The 16,561-nt window shown below is 51.7% G+C and carries 12 protein-coding genes, 1 rRNA gene and 1 pseudogene (1 of these 14 running past the window's edge); 11 read left to right on the top strand and 3 right to left on the bottom strand.

Annotated features, from left to right (window positions below):
* Positions 1-21: 21 nt before the first annotated feature.
* The 4 genes and pseudogenes from ptsP to ATL17_RS17250 form a co-directional block, all read left to right on the top strand.
* Positions 22-2,286 carry a phosphoenolpyruvate--protein phosphotransferase gene (gene ptsP, locus ATL17_RS12675; RefSeq protein ID WP_133573203.1) on the top strand — a complete coding sequence of 755 codons (2,265 nt, stop codon included), beginning with the start codon at positions 22-24 and terminating at the stop codon, positions 2,284-2,286.
* 18 nt (positions 2,287-2,304) lie between these two features.
* Positions 2,305-3,384, top strand: a complete 1,080-nt coding sequence (gene prfA, locus ATL17_RS12670) for a peptide chain release factor 1 (protein ID WP_133573202.1) — start codon at positions 2,305-2,307, stop codon at positions 3,382-3,384.
* A complete protein-coding gene (gene prmC / locus ATL17_RS12665) occupies positions 3,368-4,234 on the top strand; it encodes a peptide chain release factor N(5)-glutamine methyltransferase (protein ID WP_133573201.1) in 867 nt (288 codons plus the stop codon). Before prfA ends, prmC begins: the two co-directional genes overlap by 17 nt.
* Before the next feature lie 285 nt (positions 4,235-4,519).
* Positions 4,520-4,775: pseudogene (locus ATL17_RS17250) on the top strand (DUF4167 domain-containing protein); the annotation flags it as partial.
* Between the two features lie 346 nt (positions 4,776-5,121).
* Here the strand turns inward: ATL17_RS17250 and ATL17_RS12655 are convergent.
* Entirely contained in the window at positions 5,122-6,111 is a 990-nt protein-coding gene (locus ATL17_RS12655; protein WP_133573199.1) for a helix-turn-helix domain-containing protein, read from the bottom strand.
* 123 nt (positions 6,112-6,234) lie between these two features.
* On the opposite strand from ATL17_RS12655, the gene ATL17_RS12650 reads away from it, so the two are divergent.
* Complete coding sequence (locus ATL17_RS12650) at positions 6,235-6,495, top strand: hypothetical protein (protein WP_133573198.1); 261 nt, start codon at positions 6,235-6,237, stop codon at positions 6,493-6,495.
* 192 nt (positions 6,496-6,687) lie between these two features.
* Positions 6,688-9,321, top strand: coding sequence for an ATP-dependent chaperone ClpB (gene clpB / locus ATL17_RS12645; protein ID WP_133573197.1), 2,634 nt, complete (start codon positions 6,688-6,690; stop codon positions 9,319-9,321).
* A gap of 142 nt (positions 9,322-9,463) precedes the next feature.
* On the opposite strand, the gene ATL17_RS12640 is transcribed toward clpB, so the two are convergent.
* The gene (locus tag ATL17_RS12640) at positions 9,464-10,378 is read right to left on the bottom strand and encodes an MBL fold metallo-hydrolase (RefSeq protein WP_166639034.1); all 915 of its coding nucleotides are present in this window, start codon (positions 10,376-10,378) and stop codon (positions 9,464-9,466) included.
* A gap of 194 nt (positions 10,379-10,572) precedes the next feature.
* Here ATL17_RS12640 and ATL17_RS12635 point away from each other — a divergent pair, with 194 nt between their 5' ends.
* The 4 genes from ATL17_RS12635 (at position 10,573) to ATL17_RS12620 (ending at position 13,694) form a co-directional block, all read left to right on the top strand.
* Positions 10,573-11,499 carry a LysR family transcriptional regulator gene (locus ATL17_RS12635; protein WP_133573195.1) on the top strand — a complete coding sequence of 309 codons (927 nt, stop codon included), beginning with the start codon at positions 10,573-10,575 and terminating at the stop codon, positions 11,497-11,499.
* Positions 11,500-12,019: 520 nt separating this feature from the next.
* Positions 12,020-12,352 carry a VOC family protein gene (locus ATL17_RS12630; protein ID WP_133573194.1) on the top strand — a complete coding sequence of 111 codons (333 nt, stop codon included), beginning with the start codon at positions 12,020-12,022 and terminating at the stop codon, positions 12,350-12,352.
* A 131-nt stretch (positions 12,353-12,483) separates the two neighbouring features.
* Complete coding sequence (locus tag ATL17_RS12625; RefSeq protein WP_133573193.1) at positions 12,484-13,014, top strand: hypothetical protein; 531 nt, start codon at positions 12,484-12,486, stop codon at positions 13,012-13,014.
* Between the two features lie 251 nt (positions 13,015-13,265).
* Positions 13,266-13,694: a CBS domain-containing protein gene (locus ATL17_RS12620; RefSeq protein ID WP_133573192.1), complete on the top strand. Its 429-nt coding sequence runs from the start codon at positions 13,266-13,268 to the stop codon at positions 13,692-13,694.
* A 25-nt stretch (positions 13,695-13,719) separates the two neighbouring features.
* Here the strand turns inward: ATL17_RS12620 and ATL17_RS12615 are convergent, their stop codons facing one another.
* Positions 13,720-15,681 carry a M23 family metallopeptidase gene (locus tag ATL17_RS12615; RefSeq protein ID WP_133573191.1) on the bottom strand — a complete coding sequence of 654 codons (1,962 nt, stop codon included), beginning with the start codon at positions 15,679-15,681 and terminating at the stop codon, positions 13,720-13,722.
* Between the two features lie 740 nt (positions 15,682-16,421).
* Between ATL17_RS12615 and ATL17_RS12610 the strand changes: the two genes are divergently transcribed.
* Positions 16,422-16,561 (top strand): 16S ribosomal RNA (locus tag ATL17_RS12610) (it continues 1,344 nt past the right edge of the window).

The following is a 16,561-nucleotide window of genomic DNA, read 5'->3' as shown; positions in this document are numbered from 1 at the left end:
GCTTCGGCGGGTTGAGGGCGGATGGCACATACGATAGCTGGCCCTCGTGAATTGTTGCGCAGATTGCGCGAAACAATGGCAGAGCCATTGGGCATTCAGGAGCGGCTGGATAAAATTGTTGAATTGATCGCGGACAGTATGCGGGCCGATGTGTGCTCGTTTTATGTCTTGCGTGATGATGGTGCCTTGGAGCTTTTTGCCACCCATGGTTTGAAGCGCGAAGCGGTGCACAAAACCAGCTTGCGCCTTGGCGAAGGCCTTGTGGGCTTGATCGCGGCAGAAGCGATGTCGCTCAATTTGGCGGATGCGCCAAAGCACCCTGCCTTTGCTTATCGCCCTGAAACGGGTGAAGACCCCTACCAATCATTTCTTGGCGTGCCTGTTTTGCGTGCGGGCCAAACCCTTGGGGTTTTGGACGTTCAGTCGGTTGAAAGTCGGCTTTATCGCGAAGATGAAACTGAAGCGTTGATGACCACTGCCACTTTGCTGGCAGAAATGGTTTCGACCACTGAATTTGATAGTCTGATCACCCCGGGGTCGGAAATTGAATTGCGGCGTCCGCGCTCGTTGGAAGCGTCGAGCTACACAGATGGCATTGCATTGGGCAAAGTGTTTGTGCACGACCCGCGGGTGGTGGTGACCAACTTTGTTGCTGAAGATGTGGATCAGGAAAAAGAGCGCCTTGAGTCTGCCATCCGCACCATGCGGGTGACGATTGACGACATGTTCAATCGCGGCGATATGCAGGCGCGGTCTGAACATCGTGAAATTCTTGAAAGCTACCGCATGTTCGCCCATGACCGGGGATGGGTGCGGCGGCTGCGTGAAGCGGTGGGCGCAGGTTTGACCGCGGAAGCTGCGGTTGAGCGGGTGCAAAACGACACGCGCGCGCGCATGATGCGTCAAACCGATCCCTATATTCGCGACCGGTTGCATGATTTGGACGATTTGGCCAACCGCCTGCTGCGGGTTTTGACTGGTGGCACAAAAGTGTTTGGCCATGAGCTGCCCGATAACGCCATTTTGGTGGCGCGGAATATGGGGCCAGCGGAACTTCTTGAATATGATCGGCGCAAGCTGCGCGGCGTTGTGCTGGAAGAAGGCGGCATGACCGCCCACGTGTCGATTGTAGCGCGGTCTTTAGGCCTTAATGTGTGCGGGCAGGTCGAGAATATCGCCGCCATGTGCGAAACAGGCGACGATATTATTCTCGATTGTCAGCAAGGCATTGTGCACTTGCGTCCATCCGTGGACGTGCTCGCCACTTATGCAGATAAGGTGCGCATGAGCGCCAAGCGGCAGGAACGTTTTGCTGCGCTGCGCGACAAGCCCTCTATCACCCGCGATGGCGCTGAAATTACGCTGTTGCACAATTCTGGTTTGATCGCAGATCTGCCGGCGATTGAAGAAACGGGCGCGGCGGGCATTGGTTTGTTCCGGACCGAGCTGCAATTTATGATCGCGTCTAAGCTGCCGCGTTTGGCCGAACAGGTTGAGCTTTATCGCGAGGCGATGGAACTGGTGGGGGATCGCCCTATCGTATTCCGCTTGCTGGACATTGGCGGTGATAAGGTGGTGCCCTATTTGCGGGCAGAAGCTGAAGAAAACCCTGCGATGGGGTGGCGGTCACTTCGTTTGGCGTTGGATCGGCCTGGTCTGTTGCGCACCCAAATTCGCGCCTTGCTACAAGCGGCGAATGGGCGTGATCTGGATATTTTGGTGCCTATGGTCACCGATGCGCAGGAATTTTGTGAAGCCCGCAAAGTCCTCGATATCGAATTGAAGCGTTTGGACAATGCTGGATTTGAGCGCCCTAAAAATCTTCGCCTTGGTGCGATGATCGAGGTGCCGTCGCTTTTGTTCGAACTTGATCATTTGCTGCCCATGACGGATTTTGTGTCCATTGGCTCTAACGATCTTGTGCAGTTTCTCACTGCGTCTGACCGCGCGAATGCGCGGGTGGTGCGGCGCTATGATCCAATTGCAATTCCGCGCTTGCGTGCGTTTAAGCATGTGGCAGATGCAGCCAAAAAGCATAATGTGCCGCTGACCATGTGTGGCGAGTTGGCAGGGCGGCCAATTGAGGCGTTGGCATTGATGGCGATTGGCATTGATCGGTTGAGCATGGCGGCTTCTTCAATCGGCCAGATTAAAGAGCTTGTGTTGTCTCTTGATCTTCAAGCCATTCGCGGGCAAATATGCGCCGCATTGGATGAGGGCGGTGATCCGCTGGTTATCCGTGATTTGATTTATGATTTGGCAGATCGCCAACATCTACCCCTTTAAATGAAAGTCTGAGCTGTTATGGCGAAACTACCTGCAGAAAAATTGGATGCTTTGTTGCACCGCTTTGAAACGGTTGAAGGAGAAATGGCTGCGAATCCAGATCCCGAAACCTATGTGAAGCTGTCCAAGGAATATTCTGACCTGCAGCCATATGTGGACAAAATTCGCGAGTTCAAATCTGCGCAGACAGACCTTGAAGGGGTCAATGAAATTTTGGCGTCCGGTGATAAAGAAATGGCCGAGATGGCGGAAATGGAGCGGGACGAGCTTAAAGAAAAGATTGAAGAGCTCACCCAAGAAATCCGTTTGATGCTGCTGCCAAAAGATGAAGCTGACGATAAGTCGGTTATTGTTGAAGTGCGGGCAGGCACGGGGGGCGACGAAGCCGCTTTGTTTGCGGGTGATCTGTTCCGCATGTATCAACGCCACGCTGAAATCAATGGCTGGAAAGTCCAGATCATGGAAGAGAGCGAAGGCGATATGGGCGGCTACAAAGAGATTGTCGCCAGTATTAAAGGTCAGGGCGCATATGCCCGTTTGAAATTTGAGTCTGGTGTGCACCGTGTGCAGCGGGTGCCGGAAACAGAATCTGGTGGGCGTATTCACACCTCCGCCGCCACCGTGGCTGTGTTGCCAGAAGTGGAAGATATCGACATTGAAATTCGCAATGAAGATATTCGGATTGATACGATGCGGGCATCAGGCGCGGGTGGTCAGCACGTGAACACCACCGACAGTGCGGTGCGGATTACCCACATTCCAACTGGCGTGGTGGTTATTTCGTCTGAGAAATCGCAGCACCAGAACCGGGCCAACGCCATGAAGGTTTTGCGGGCGCGCTTGTTTGATATGCAGCGGCAGGAGCGTGATAGTGCACGGGCCGAAGCGCGGCGCGATCAGGTGGGTTCGGGTGACCGTTCAGAGCGCATTCGGACCTATAACTTCCCGCAGGGTCGGGTGACAGATCACCGGATTAACCTCACGCTTTATAAGCTTGATAAGGTGATTGCGGGTGAAGCGCTGGATGAGATGATCGATGCATTGATCACCGAAAACCAAGCGGCGCAGTTGGCTGCTATGGATGAAGCAAATAAGTAGCACCACGCCCATAAGCTTTGGTCAGTTGCGGCAGCATTGGCGGCAGCAATTTGCCGAAAATCAGATTGAAAGTGCCGCGATAGATTCGCGGCTGCTTTTGTGTGCAGCCGCCGAGATTGATCAAGCACAGCTAATCGGCAAAGAGCATGATCTTGTGTCGCCGGAAATTCTGGCGAGGATGGACGGATTTGGACAGCGCCGATTGGCGCATGAACCTGTTGCACGCATTTTGGGTGAAGCTGCCTTTTATGGGCGCGTATTTTCGTTGAATGCGGATACGTTGGTGCCGCGTCCAGACACCGAAGTGTTGGTCGAGCGTGGGCTGCAGGCTTTGCCGAAAGTCGGACATTTCATAGATTTGGGCACAGGCACGGGCTGCATTGCGATCAGTCTGCTGGCTGAGCGTGTCGATTGCACAGCGGTGGCCACGGATATTGCGGCAGGCGCGCTGGAGATGGCGCGTGAAAATGCAACACGGCATGAGGTTTCGGATCGGCTAGAGTTGGTGACCAGCAATTGGTTTGATGCAATCCCAGCGCAAAACCAATTTGACCTGATCCTTTCCAATCCGCCGTATATCGCTGAGCACGAAAAAGCGCTGATGAATAAAGAGGCGCTTGATTATGATCCGGCGCTGGCGCTTTTTGCTGAAGATGAGGGCATGGCGGCTTATCACCAGATTTTGGCTGGTGCGAAAATGCGGTTGCGGCAGGGCGGTAAGCTGCTTTTTGAAATCGGTTTTCGTCAGGCTGAATTGATGGAAAAGGCTGCAATTGCAGCGGGTGCGCAGCAAGTAACCTTTTTCAAAGACCTTTCTGGGCATAATAGAGTTGCTGAAATTTCTTGGTGAAATTCAGGAGGGGCCAGCAAGTTTGGCCAAAGTGAAAATTTTTCACTTGGAAAAGTTTTCCGAAGCATATAGGTTGCAATGGCTAGTTGGGTTTGATGTTCATTCATTGACCGCAAAATTTTACCTACACATAACAGGTGGATTTGCCCCCAGCAAGCTGGACAGCCGGCATATAGCGACCATTCAAAGTCACATCCAAACCAAAAATGTTTGGCGGGCAATGTGACAGGTACGGTTTGGTGCGCTCTTTTCGGTGCAAATGTAAGAAAAGTTTGAAGTCATCGTATGAGACCTGGACAACAGAATAAGCGTTCACGCGGCCGTGGTAACGGTCGGAAAAACGTCAATCCGCTTTCCCGCAATTATGAAAGCAACGGACCGGATGTGAAGGTGCGTGGCAATCCTTCTCACATTGCGGAGAAATATGTGCAGCTCGCGCGCGACGCGCAGGCCTCTGGCGATTCTGTCATGGCCGAAAACTATTTGCAGCATGCGGAACATTATTTCCGGATCATCTCTGCAGCTCAGGCGCAAAACCAAGCGCGGCAAGAGCAGCGGCGGGAGCGGGAAGAGCAAGATCGTGACGAAGACGATCAGGCAAATGATGAAAAAGCAGTGGCTGAGGCAAATGTGGATCAGGACAATGAGCCTGAAGATGCGCCGAAAGAAGAAGCTATTGCTGAAGCGCCTGCAAATGATGAAGTGGCACAGGAAAAGCCAAAACGCGCACCACGTGCGCGGCGTCCACGTCGCAAACCTGCGACTGAGGGTGATTTGGCCGATGCACCACAGCCCAAATTGAGTGTGGGCGATGATGTGGCGGACGAGGTTCCAGCCAAAAAAGCAGCCGCAGCAGCGGAATAAAGTTAGGGGCGGGTGACCGCCCTTTATTTTTGCCGAAAATTATTGCGATAGACGACCGGGCTTATTTTGAGGTGGGTGCGGAAATGGTGCCGCATTGTCTCTGGCGTGTTGAAGCCTGCCTTTTGTGCAATCTCGTCAATGGTGAAATGATCTTCTTCTAGAAGGGAACGGGCGAAAAAGACTCGCTCCTGAATCAGCCATTGGCTTGGGCTCAACCCCATCACTTCCTGAAATCTGCGCATCAATGTACGTTCGGACATATGGCAGAGGGCTGCCATTTCTTTCACTGTCCAAGATTGATCGAGTTTTTGGCGCACCTCATCGAGATATTTGGCAAATCCGCTTTTTTGCGCATGTGCCACTGGGCGCGGCACAAATTGTTTTTGACCGCCTTCGCGATGGGCTGGCAGAACCAGCCGCTGCGCCAACCGATTCGCTTCTTTGGTGCCAAAGTCCTGCCGCACAATTTCTAATGCCAGATCAATCCCTGCCGCTGATCCGGCTGAGCTCATAATTTGCCCTGTGCCGCAATAAAGCACATTGTCTTCAACGTTCTCGCTGGTCGCTTCAGCTCTTAATTGATCAATATATTGCCAGTGTGTGGTGATGTTGGTGTTGGCGGTGAGGCCAGCACGGCCCAGCAAAAAGATGCCAGAGCAAATGGTCATAAATCGCGCACCAGCCTCGTGTGCATTTTGCAAGGCGCTGGCCATTTCAGATGAAACTTTCTTATGCAGCGGCCAGCCCGGCACGATTATCAGGTCAAATTCAGCAAGTCGTTCCAGTTGCGCGACACATTGGGTACGCAAGCCACCGGCCAATCTCAGATTGCCCGATTCGATGGGCACTGTTTCGGCTTGGTAAAGCGGTGCGGTTTTAGATTGAATCGTATCGAACACTTCAATGGCGATGCCATATTCGAAGGTGCAAAGCTGATCATATGCCAGCACAGCCACTTTTTTGGGCATAGTGCCTGCTGGCTGAATGGTGTGATGGGGTTCGACTTTGTTCATCTTATCAGCTTTGACTGTTTGTTTGGCGGGATATTACTGCACCTTGCTAAATTTGCCAAAGGCTAGATCATTGTCAGAGATAGGGATAGACTTATCCGGTCCCACAATTTGAGTGAGATTTTTATGTTTGAGACTTTGTTTGCCCCGTTGGAAACCAATGGCTTTAATATTTTTATGATTGGTTGGATTGTCGCGTTGGCCGGTGGCGCGCTGCATATGATTGGCGGCGGGTTTAAAGAAGGCTCATCCAAAGTACCAGTCTTGGGCAATTTTGAAGAAGTGAAGAAGGGTCAGAAAGGCTATCGTCAACAGCAGATTGCAGGTTGGGTTTTTAAATTTGGTGCTGCCATGGTGGTCGTAGGGGGCGTGGCGCACTTCTTTTAAAAGTGAAGCCAAAAGAGCAGTTTATTTGTCTTTTGCTCTTTTTTCCCTTCGAAGCGTACCTATATCTAATTCAACAGTCCGGCGTGCCAAATGTGGGCGCCTTAGGATAAGTTGAAACAAACAACGCTTCGAGACGTTTTAACCCGTGCTTTTTAGGCGGATTGAGATGGGCGAGAAATGGAGAGTTGAGATATGAATATCGAGAAATATACCGAGCGGGCACGCGGTTTTGTACAATCTGCCCAATCTGGCGCCCTTTCTGCTGGGCATCAGCAATTTTCGCCTTTGCACCTTCTAAAAGTTCTTTTGGACGATAATGAGGGCATGGCGTCTGGCCTCATTCAACGGGCTGGCGGTGATCCAAAGGCGGTGCATGCTGCAACTGAAGCGGCATTGAAAAAAATTCCTTCTGTATCCGGTGATGGTGGCCAACTTTATTTGAGCCGCGAAATGGCGCGTGTTTTTGAAACAGCTGAAAAAGCTGCGGATAAGGCAGGCGACAGCTATGTCACCGTTGAACGCCTTTTGCTGGCATTGACCATCGAAAAAGACACAGATGCAGGCAAAGTTTTGGCTGCAGGTGGTGTTACGGCCAATGGGCTGAACGATGCCATCAATGAATTGCGCAAAGGCCGTACTGCAGATAGCCAAAGTGCAGAAGAAGGCTATGACGCTTTGAAAAAATATGCGCGTGATTTGACCCAAGATGCACGTGATGGTCGGCTTGACCCTGTGATTGGCCGGGATGAAGAAATTCGTCGCTCAATCCAAGTGTTGTCACGCCGCACAAAAAACAATCCTGTTTTGATTGGTGAGCCCGGTGTGGGTAAAACCGCGATTGCCGAAGGCTTGGCCTTGCGAATCGTCAATGGTGACGTGCCGGAAAGCTTGAAGAACAAAAAGCTCCTGTCTTTGGACATGGGGTCCCTCATTGCGGGCGCGAAATATCGTGGTGAGTTTGAAGAACGTTTGAAATCTGTGCTCAATGAGGTGCAATCAGAAGAGGGAAAAATCATCCTCTTTATTGATGAGATGCACACTTTGGTTGGCGCAGGTAAAGGCGACGGCGCCATGGATGCGTCTAACCTGCTGAAACCTGCATTGGCGCGGGGTGAATTGCACTGCGTGGGCGCCACCACTTTGGACGAATATAAAAAGCATGTTGAAAAAGATGCGGCTTTGGCCCGTCGGTTCCAGCCTGTTTATGTGTCTGAACCCACTGTGGAAGATACAATTTCGATTCTTCGCGGCCTGAAAGAAAAATATGAGCTGCACCACGGTGTGCGAATTTCGGACAGCGCCTTGGTGTCGGCCGCTACTTTGTCGAATCGCTATATTACAGATCGGTTTTTGCCAGATAAGGCCATCGATTTGGTGGACGAATCGGCTGCGCGGTTGCGCATGCAGGTGGACAGCAAGCCAGAAGCGTTGGACGAGTTGGATCGTCGCATCATCCAGTTGAAAATTGAGCGCGAAGCGCTGAAAAAAGAAACGGACGATGCGTCCAAAACCCGGCTTGAGAAGTTGGAAGCTGAGCTTTCTGATCTGGAAGAAGAAGCTGGTGCATTGAACCAGCGTTGGGTTTCAGAAAAGGAACGTTTAGGCGCCGAGCAAAAACTCAAGGAAGAGTTGGACCAAGCGCGGACCGAGCTTGAAAATGCCCAGCGGGCAGGTGATTTGGCACGGGCAGGTGAATTGGCCTATGGCGTTATTCCCGGTCTGGAGCAAAAAATTGCCGAAGCCGAAGCCAAAGATGCGGCTGCCGACAATGTCACCGACGCGATGATGGAAGAGGTGGTTTCCCCCTCTCACATTGCGCAGGTGGTGAGCCGTTGGACGGGTGTGCCCGTGGATAAGATGCTCGAAGGCGAGCGCGACAAGCTGCTGCGCATGGAAGATGAATTGGGCAAGCGGGTGATTGGCCAGCGCGAAGCGGTGACAGCCGTTGCCAAAGCGGTGCGCCGGTCACGTGCCGGGTTGCAAGATCCGAATCGCCCGATTGGCTCTTTCATGTTCTTGGGGCCAACCGGTGTCGGTAAAACCGAGTTGACCAAAGCTTTGGCTGAGTTCTTGTTTGACGATGAGACGGCCATGGTGCGGTTGGACATGTCTGAATTTATGGAGAAGCATTCGGTTGCCCGGCTGATCGGCGCGCCTCCAGGCTATGTGGGTTATGATGAAGGGGGCGTGTTGACCGAAGCGGTGCGTCGTCGTCCTTATCAGGTGATCTTGTTTGACGAGATCGAAAAAGCCCACACGGACGTGTTCAATGTGCTGCTTCAAGTGCTTGATGATGGCCGCTTGACCGATGGTCAGGGTCGCACGGTCGATTTCCGCAACACGCTGGTCATCATGACCTCGAACCTTGGTGCCGAATATCTTGTTGAACAGCAAGACGGCGAATCGGTTGATCTGGTGCGCGGCAAGGTGATGGATGCGGTCAAAGCTCATTTCCGCCCTGAGTTCTTGAACCGGGTGGATGAGATCCTGCTGTTCCATCGTTTGGCCCGTGCCGATATGGGCGCCATTGTGGATGTTCAATTGGGCGGTTTGCGCAAATTGTTGAATGAGCGTGACATCGCCATTGAACTCAGCCCTGCTGCCCGCGATTGGATTGCCAATGAAGGTTATGACCCTGCTTATGGGGCACGTCCTTTGAAACGGGTCATTCAACGCAATTTGCAAGATGAGCTCGCCGAGCAGATTTTGAGCGGCAAAATTGTTGATGGTCAACGGGTCTCTGTGGATGTGGAAGGCAATAAACTTGCCTTCACTGCAGATGGCACCAGCATCGATGATAGCCCGCTGCCCGACGCAGCCCAATAAACTAACCCTCCTCCTCAACGATGAAGGAAGCCCGGTGCTTTTATGAGCGCCGGGTTTTCTTTTTTCCTAATTTCATGTCCCGTTGCCCGACTTGACGGTGATCGACAGGCGACCACCCTCATTCGTGCCGGGCAGTTGGTTGTTAGCGACCATAATTTCGGGGGGCCGCGACATAGCGATAGCTATTTTCGTGACGTTCCACATATCCCAAGGATGGGAAATCCAGATGCATGCCGGCGACCATGGCGCGGTCTGCGGCGGCTTGATCGAGAAGTTTGGTCCGCGTTTGAGCTGAAAGTGCCGGGTCTGCGTCGATGATGGTTGACCATTCAGGGTGACTGAATTGGTAAGTTGGGCTGTGGATAATGTCACCCCAGATCATAAGGCTCTTGTTCTGGCTTTCCACTCTGATACCCATATGTCCCATTGTGTGGCCGGGCAGAGGTACACTGAACACGCCGGGCGCGATTTCTGTTTCTTTGTCCATGCTCAGCAGTGTGCGCTGGTCTTTATAGGGCAGTGTTTGCCCGCGCGCATATTGGATCATGGGCGCAAATTCCTTCGGCAGATAGGCCAGTTTTTCATTATCAAATGAATGTGCCCATTCTGTTTCTGAAAGCATCAACTCAGCTTGCGGCATGTGCATTTCGCCCGTCTCGCCCACGAGGCCAGCGACATGGTCAGTGTGCATATGGGTGAGGAACATGATGTCGATGTTTGACAAGGAAATATTGGCCTTGGCCAATCCCGCCTGCCACGCGCCCACATTTGGGCCGAGAAAACTTGGGGCACCTGCATCCACGGCAATAACCTTGTTGCGTGTGCGCACGATGTAGCTGTTGATGGCGATGGGAATCATGTTGGGGTCGTAGTTTTTGTAGGCCAACCGCGCTGCCTGTTCTGCCACTTCTGGTTCCAAACCCACCATGACTTGGCTGGGCAAAGCGGTGAAGCCATCTGCAATGGCAATCACTTCGATGTCGCCAATTTGATATTTGAATATTTCAGCTTGTGGATGCTGGTGGGGAGCGTTTTTTGGGGTGGTCTCGTTTGCCATTGCCTGAGCGCTTGCGCCCACGGCAAGGGGGGCGGCCGCTATTCCGGAAAGGAAGTGTCGCCGATTCAGGCTGGCATCATGATGGGTAAAAGGCATGTTGAACTCTTCAGTTGAATTAAAACTGAAGTGAAGCTATTGCTTTTATTATGGATATAAAATTCCCCGATTCCTTATTATTGATATAAGAATTACTTATGGATGAACTGCACCCTTTGCGCTGTCTGGTTGCGGCTGTGGACGCCGGTTCCTTCACTGGCGCCGCCAAAACGCTCGGCGTGAGCCAGCCCGCTGTTTCGCAAAAAGTCAAATCCCTCGAACTTGCCTACGGCCAAACATTGTTGATCCGAAACCGTGCTGGCGTTCAGCCGACGATGGCGGGACAGGTAGCCTATGGTTTTGGTCAAAAAATCGGACAGGCGCTGGATGAAATGCGCGTTGAATTGGATTCCCTGCAGGGGACTATTTCGGGACATATTCGCATTACAGCGGGACAATCTTTGAGCCAAACTTATTTGGGAGAAGTCGTGATTGCGCTAAAGGCGCAACATCGCGATCTCAAAGTCGATTTAGTGATCTCTGATGCCTTGATTGATCTGGAAAAAGACAATGTTGATTTTGCCATTCGCTTTGGTTCACCGGGACAGGGCCGTGGAATCGGGCGTAAAATTGGTGTGGTGCAGTCAGTGTTGGCGGCAACCCCAGCCTATTTGGATCGAGCGGGGCGCCCACACTCACCCAGGGAGTTGCAAAATCTGGATTTTATTCAATATCGTGATGATACAGAGCAGGCCATGGTTGCGGTCACCTATGAGGGGCAGAATCTTTCTGTCCCGGTTACGCCGAGTTTGACGGCGGATCACCCGAATCTGATTGCGCATGCGCTTGAAAAAGGGTTGGGCTTTACAAAAGCGCCCCTCTATTTTGTGCAGAATTTTCTGGACAGCGGTGTTTATGAGGAGGTTTTGCCCGGCTGTCGTCCGGTGCCAAAACCGCTTTATTTGGTGCAGCGTGAGGAGGTGCACAACACGGCGCGCGCCAAATTGTTTCAGGAGGTGTTGATCGAAAAACTCGCCACGGCGCCGGGCATTTCGATTTCGCCGGATTTGCGCCGGATGGGGTGAGGCTTGCGCGGGCAAAAATCGCTTAATTCCTGGTTGGCGGAATTGCTCAATTTGCCAACTGGTTGATTTATCGTCATTCATTTTCTTCTCAGGCAAAAACATCACAAACTTATCTCCGGGGGGAGATTTCGCCCTATAATAAAGTCATCTTCTTTTGGCCGCGTGGGCTGTCGACGGGCAGTGGCGGTACATCCTCTATGTGATGAAGAAGAGGTTGGTGCAAAATTTGGACGCAGAATCTGTCGCTCCTTATAGAGTGAGCCCTACGCCGGGGGCCGATGCTAGTTGGGTATTGCGGGAACATTGGGTAAGCAGCCCGGCAGGCTAAAAGGTGATGCGCAAAACCAGTCGCATGAGGTGTAAAATGTCTCCTTATTCTGCAGATCTGATTCGAGACGTTGCGTGCCTCGTGCCCCACATTTATCGCTGCGCCATCGGTTGCGGCACCATTTGTGTTGGCTTGATTGACTCCTGAGTACGTTCGAAATAGAACAAATACAGAACAATAAGTGGAGCTGTTATGAAATTAGAGATCGACTATATTGAATTTCAATCCAATCAGTTTGAGCAATCTAAGTCATTTTTTGAGAAAGCCTTCGGCTGGTCCTATGTGGATTATGGTCCGGACTATTCGGAAATTCGTGATGCCGGGGTTACCGGTGGGTTAGAGCGCGCTGAAACGATTGAGGCGCCGTTGGTGATTTTGAAAACGGACCAGTTAGAAGCAACATTGGAGCAGGTACAGACCAATGGGGCGGAGATTGTGAAGCCGATCTTTTCATTTCCCGGTGGTCGACGTTTTCACTTCAAAGAACCCGGTGGCAATATTCTGGCGGTTTGGTCCGAAACGTAGGAAATCTACTCGCGCATCGCGAATCGCGCCCTTTCCAATGGCGAATTTTCCTCGCCATTGGCGCATATCACCTTTCAAATTCTTCAGTTTCCATCATTTCAGTCGGCAACCAAAAATTGCGAGGTACTGAAATGGTTTTCGATGAGTTGTTGGCTGGCCTAGCGCCATTCAAAAATTTGATCTTTTTAACATTGGCGCTGCTCGGGCCTTTATTGTTTTTCCACATTGGGCAGTTGTTTGGGCTGGAGCGTAGATATGAACCTCAGTTTTGGGGTCGACTGGGCTTGTGTCTATTCCTGTTTATGACGGCAAGCGCGCACTTCACTGATCCGATGGCAATGGCGGTGATGCTGCCTGAATTTGTACCGTTCCGCGAATATATTGTGGTGCTCACTGGGTTTCTAGAAATCGGCTTGGGCTTGGCAGTTTTGTACAATCCGGTGACACGCCTGATGGGGTGGGCGATTATCGCCATGCTGATCGGCTTTTTGCCTGCCAATATTTATGCCGCTTTGAACTATATTCCTTTTGGCGGCGCAGAAATGGGGCCGGCCTATTTGCTGGTTCGGGTGCCTTATCAGGCTTTCTTGGCGGGATTTGCGTTTTGGACAACGCAAACAGGCCAGCACGCTAGCACAAAACGCTTTGGCCAATTGGCCTAATTGCGCGCCTTCTCTTTTCAGCTTATTCTGTGTTTAAGGAGTGCAATGCTGCATGGGTAAAGCGACAAGAGTCGATGTGCCATATTTGATCAAATCGCGTTCGACCATATTTGGCCGGGCGCTTCCATATTGCAGAGATAAATGCCTCCACTGCCTGCTTAACTTCATATTTTCCGGCTGCATTGCGCCGGGCCAGCGGGCGTGCAATTTCAAATTATACTTAGAGCCATCATTGGGATGAGGAGGACATCATGCGAATCGGTGATATTTTAGAGGAAAAAGGCAACCAAGTTTTCACATTGCCCGAAGCTGCGCCTGTGGCACAGGCGGTGGATATGCTGGGCGAAAACAATATTGGTGTGGTGGTGATCACTGCGGCAAATGGTGATGTGGTTGGCATTCTGTCTGAGCGCGATATTGTGCGCCGCTTGCGCGAGCATGGCGCTGCCGCGTTAGAAAGCGGTTTAGAGAAATGCATGACCCGTGATCCGTTCACCTGCTCGCGTGACGCCAGTGTTGACGAGGTGATGGGCACCATGTCCAAGCGGCGCATACGCCACATGCCAGTTGTTGAAGGCGGTAAGCTGTTGGGGCTGGTTTCGATCGGCGATATTGTGAAACGCAAGATTGAACAGGCCGAGCGTGAAGCAGCAGCTCTTCGCGATTACATCGCTTCGTAATTTTCGAACAAATTGCCGAGCGGGCTTAGTTGCCCGCTTGTGCCACATTGATTGGTGCAGATGGTTCGCGTGACATCAGATCGTTGATCTGCGCGATGGTCTGGTCAAATTTGGCGCGATATTGGTTCGGCAGCGATTTGTCCCGCGGCAAACGCACGCTTAGAGGATCGACCGTCCGGCCGTTAATCTTGATTTCATAGTGCAGGTGAGGGCCAGTTGAGTAACCTGTTGAGCCCACATAGCCAATAATCTGACCCTGCCGTACGCGCGTGCCGGGGCTCATGCCATCGGCGATACGGTTCATGTGAGCATAGGCGGTTTGATAGCCGTTTGCGTGGTTCAGCTCCACATAGCGACCATAGCCTGAAACCCACTGCGCGCGTTTCACAACGCCATCGCCGCCAGCATAAATCGGTGTGCCGGTGCGGGCGGAAAGATCAACGCCAGTGTGCAGTTTGCGGGTTTTAAAGATCGGGTGGATTCGATAGCCGTAATTTGAGCGCAACCGCCCACCACCTTCGAGTGGACGCCGCATCAAGAACTTCTTGCCCGTTTGGCCATTCTCATCGAAATAATCAACCAAGCCATCTTCGGTCTGGAAACGATACATATGCCGCTCTGTGCCGGCTAGCTTCAACCCGATATAGAGCAATTCCTTGTGCCCATGGGTATCCGCTTCGGTTTGCAGAATTTGGATTTGATCACCCGGTGCAATCTTTTTGGTCAGATCGAGATCATAAGCAAACATGGCTACGATTCGCTCAATGGTCGCATCTTTCAAGTCCAACTTGCGGCCTGTTTCATAGATTGACCGATAAAGCGAAGGCAGGTTGGCAACGTTAATTTCTTCCGTGTCCTCATCGGGCAAATCAATGCCTGGAGGTGGGGCACCCAACACATAACGCCCTTGGTCGGTGCGGGCGACGGTGACCAGATGGCGCTCATCTGCATTATAAAGGCTGAGCAAATAGGGGATTTGCGTTTCAGTGCCGGGCTCTAGCCCGAAAAGGATACGCATCCGGAATCCCTCACGCACTTCAGTTGAGGGGTTTACGGACCGCATTGTCCGTTCAATCGCGGTCACCATTTGCTCGGTAAAACCGTTTTTAGACAATACATCGCCAATGGGCGCAGTTTGTCGCACGGAGATGATCCGTTCCGTCCGTGCGGTTTCGTTGGTCGATGCAGGAGACTTCGGCACAATAGATACATTTTGTGCGACAGAGGAGAAACCGTCAGATTCTACGGAAAGCTCGCGCAGGCCCGGTACATTTTCTGCCGCATATGCCAGGGCAATAGAATCGGAGCCGGAAAAGGCGCCTTCCACTGTGGTGCGCACATATTCAGCGGCCAACCGATCATCAATGGCGGGTTCGGGCGCGAAGTTGATATTGAGGCTTGCCTCTTTAACAGTGACTTCGCCCTCTACTTCGGCGCCATAAATATCAGTATTGATGGTGCGGGCATCTTCGGCCAAAGCGATGGGTTGGTTTTTGCGCAGCAACGCCACCGGGTCATATTTGGGAATGTCGGCGGAAAGCGCTGTGGCCGATGTGGCCAAGGTCGCGTTGATTCGAATAAAGGGTTGGCGGCGGATACGGTCCGCGCCATCAACTGTTTCGCGAATGCTGGCTTCAATGATCTCGCGGTCTGATCGGGTGGCCGCAACGGGCCGCACACGATCAGACTTCTTGGTCACCAACTTGCTGTCAGAACTTGGCGTGTTGATGTCTTCTGCCAAGGTTGGGCTTAAAGAGGCATAGGGCGTTGCAAATGTGCCGCGGCCGTCAAAGGACACATAGAGCGCGCTTGCCATCAAAAGTACACCGGTCACCCCTGTTAGAATGGTGCCGCTCAACCATGAAAGCGAGATCTCGCGTCCATGGGGCATATGTCCATCATGGGAATTTAGTGTCAAAGCTGGTGCATCGCGATAGCCCGCAGATTTCAAAAGCATTTTGTGCTGTTTGAATTGAACAGGTGTCACGCAGCCAGCTCCTTTGATTTGTTTGCAGCGTTTATATGGCACAGACTTGCGTTAAAGCGCAAATTTATGGCCTCAAATGCGGCACTATATATAGAGTGTGCCAACCAGCTCTGTCCTTTTGCGGATTAAATGCGGCAAAAATCGGTCAAATGGGGCTTTATTGGCCCTCTTTATAATGGTGCGGTGCGGGGTGGATAAAAAGACAGGGTGAAAAGGCCCGAAAATCGGGCTTTTTGCGGCAATGTCAAAAAAAGTTCATCTTTTTGAAAAAGGGCTGTTGACTCTGAAATGCCCCCGCCCTATAACCCCCGAGCGCTGAGGGAAACGGGGTCGCAAGACACCAGCGGAACTCAGATAACTAGCTGAAAAATAAATGAAAATTTAAATTTCAGATAGGGTGTTGACAAGGCGAATTTAAAGCATTATCAACCGCATCTCTTGAGTGTTAAATGTTCAGCTTTGAATGTTTAATTTTCAAGATTTCAGATTTAAAGAGTGGGCTTGCTTGCTCGGGAAATCGTGGACGATTTAATCGTCGGTTCTTTGACATTGTGAATGAGAGAAGAAAGGGAAACGTGGACGGCGAGGTCCTTGCGGATCGGCTTTTAGCTGATCATCAAGACTTCGATGGGTGTACGTTTCTACTAAGAGAACACCAAATTTACGATGCGTTGAGAAACGCATTTGTGACAAGTGGTGTCCTCGTCAAGAACGTGCATTGCGTCGTAAATAGTCATATCAAACTTGAGAGTTTGATCCTGGCTCAGAACGAACGCTGGCGGCAGGCTTAACACATGCAAGTCGAACGCTCTCTTCGGAGGGAGTGGCAGACGGGTGAGTAACGCGTGGGAACCTACCTAGTAGTACGGAATAACGTTTG

The organism is Maritalea mobilis (genome assembly GCF_004363175.1).
Lineage (GTDB): Bacteria > Pseudomonadota > Alphaproteobacteria > Rhizobiales > Devosiaceae > Maritalea > Maritalea mobilis.
Note: the sequence above shows the minus strand (reverse complement) of the source record. Positions and strands in the feature narration are given on the sequence as shown.

Bases quoted from the DNA above. Each gene is read 5' to 3' on its own strand.
- ptsP (WP_133573203.1), top strand. From the start codon at position 22: ATGGCACATACGATAGCTGGCCCTCGTGAATTGTTGCGCAGATTGCGC.
- prfA (WP_133573202.1), top strand. From the start codon at position 2,305: ATGGCGAAACTACCTGCAGAAAAATTGGATGCTTTGTTGCACCGCTTT.
- prmC (WP_133573201.1), top strand. From the start codon at position 3,368: ATGAAGCAAATAAGTAGCACCACGCCCATAAGCTTTGGTCAGTTGCGG.
- ATL17_RS12655 (WP_133573199.1), bottom strand. From the start codon at position 6,111: ATGAACAAAGTCGAACCCCATCACACCATTCAGCCAGCAGGCACTATG.
- ATL17_RS12650 (WP_133573198.1), top strand. From the start codon at position 6,235: ATGTTTGAGACTTTGTTTGCCCCGTTGGAAACCAATGGCTTTAATATT.
- clpB (WP_133573197.1), top strand. From the start codon at position 6,688: ATGAATATCGAGAAATATACCGAGCGGGCACGCGGTTTTGTACAATCT.
- ATL17_RS12640 (WP_166639034.1), bottom strand. From the start codon at position 10,378: ATGGCAAACGAGACCACCCCAAAAAACGCTCCCCACCAGCATCCACAA.
- ATL17_RS12635 (WP_133573195.1), top strand. From the start codon at position 10,573: ATGGATGAACTGCACCCTTTGCGCTGTCTGGTTGCGGCTGTGGACGCC.
- ATL17_RS12630 (WP_133573194.1), top strand. From the start codon at position 12,020: ATGAAATTAGAGATCGACTATATTGAATTTCAATCCAATCAGTTTGAG.
- ATL17_RS12625 (WP_133573193.1), top strand. From the start codon at position 12,484: ATGGTTTTCGATGAGTTGTTGGCTGGCCTAGCGCCATTCAAAAATTTG.
- ATL17_RS12620 (WP_133573192.1), top strand. From the start codon at position 13,266: ATGCGAATCGGTGATATTTTAGAGGAAAAAGGCAACCAAGTTTTCACA.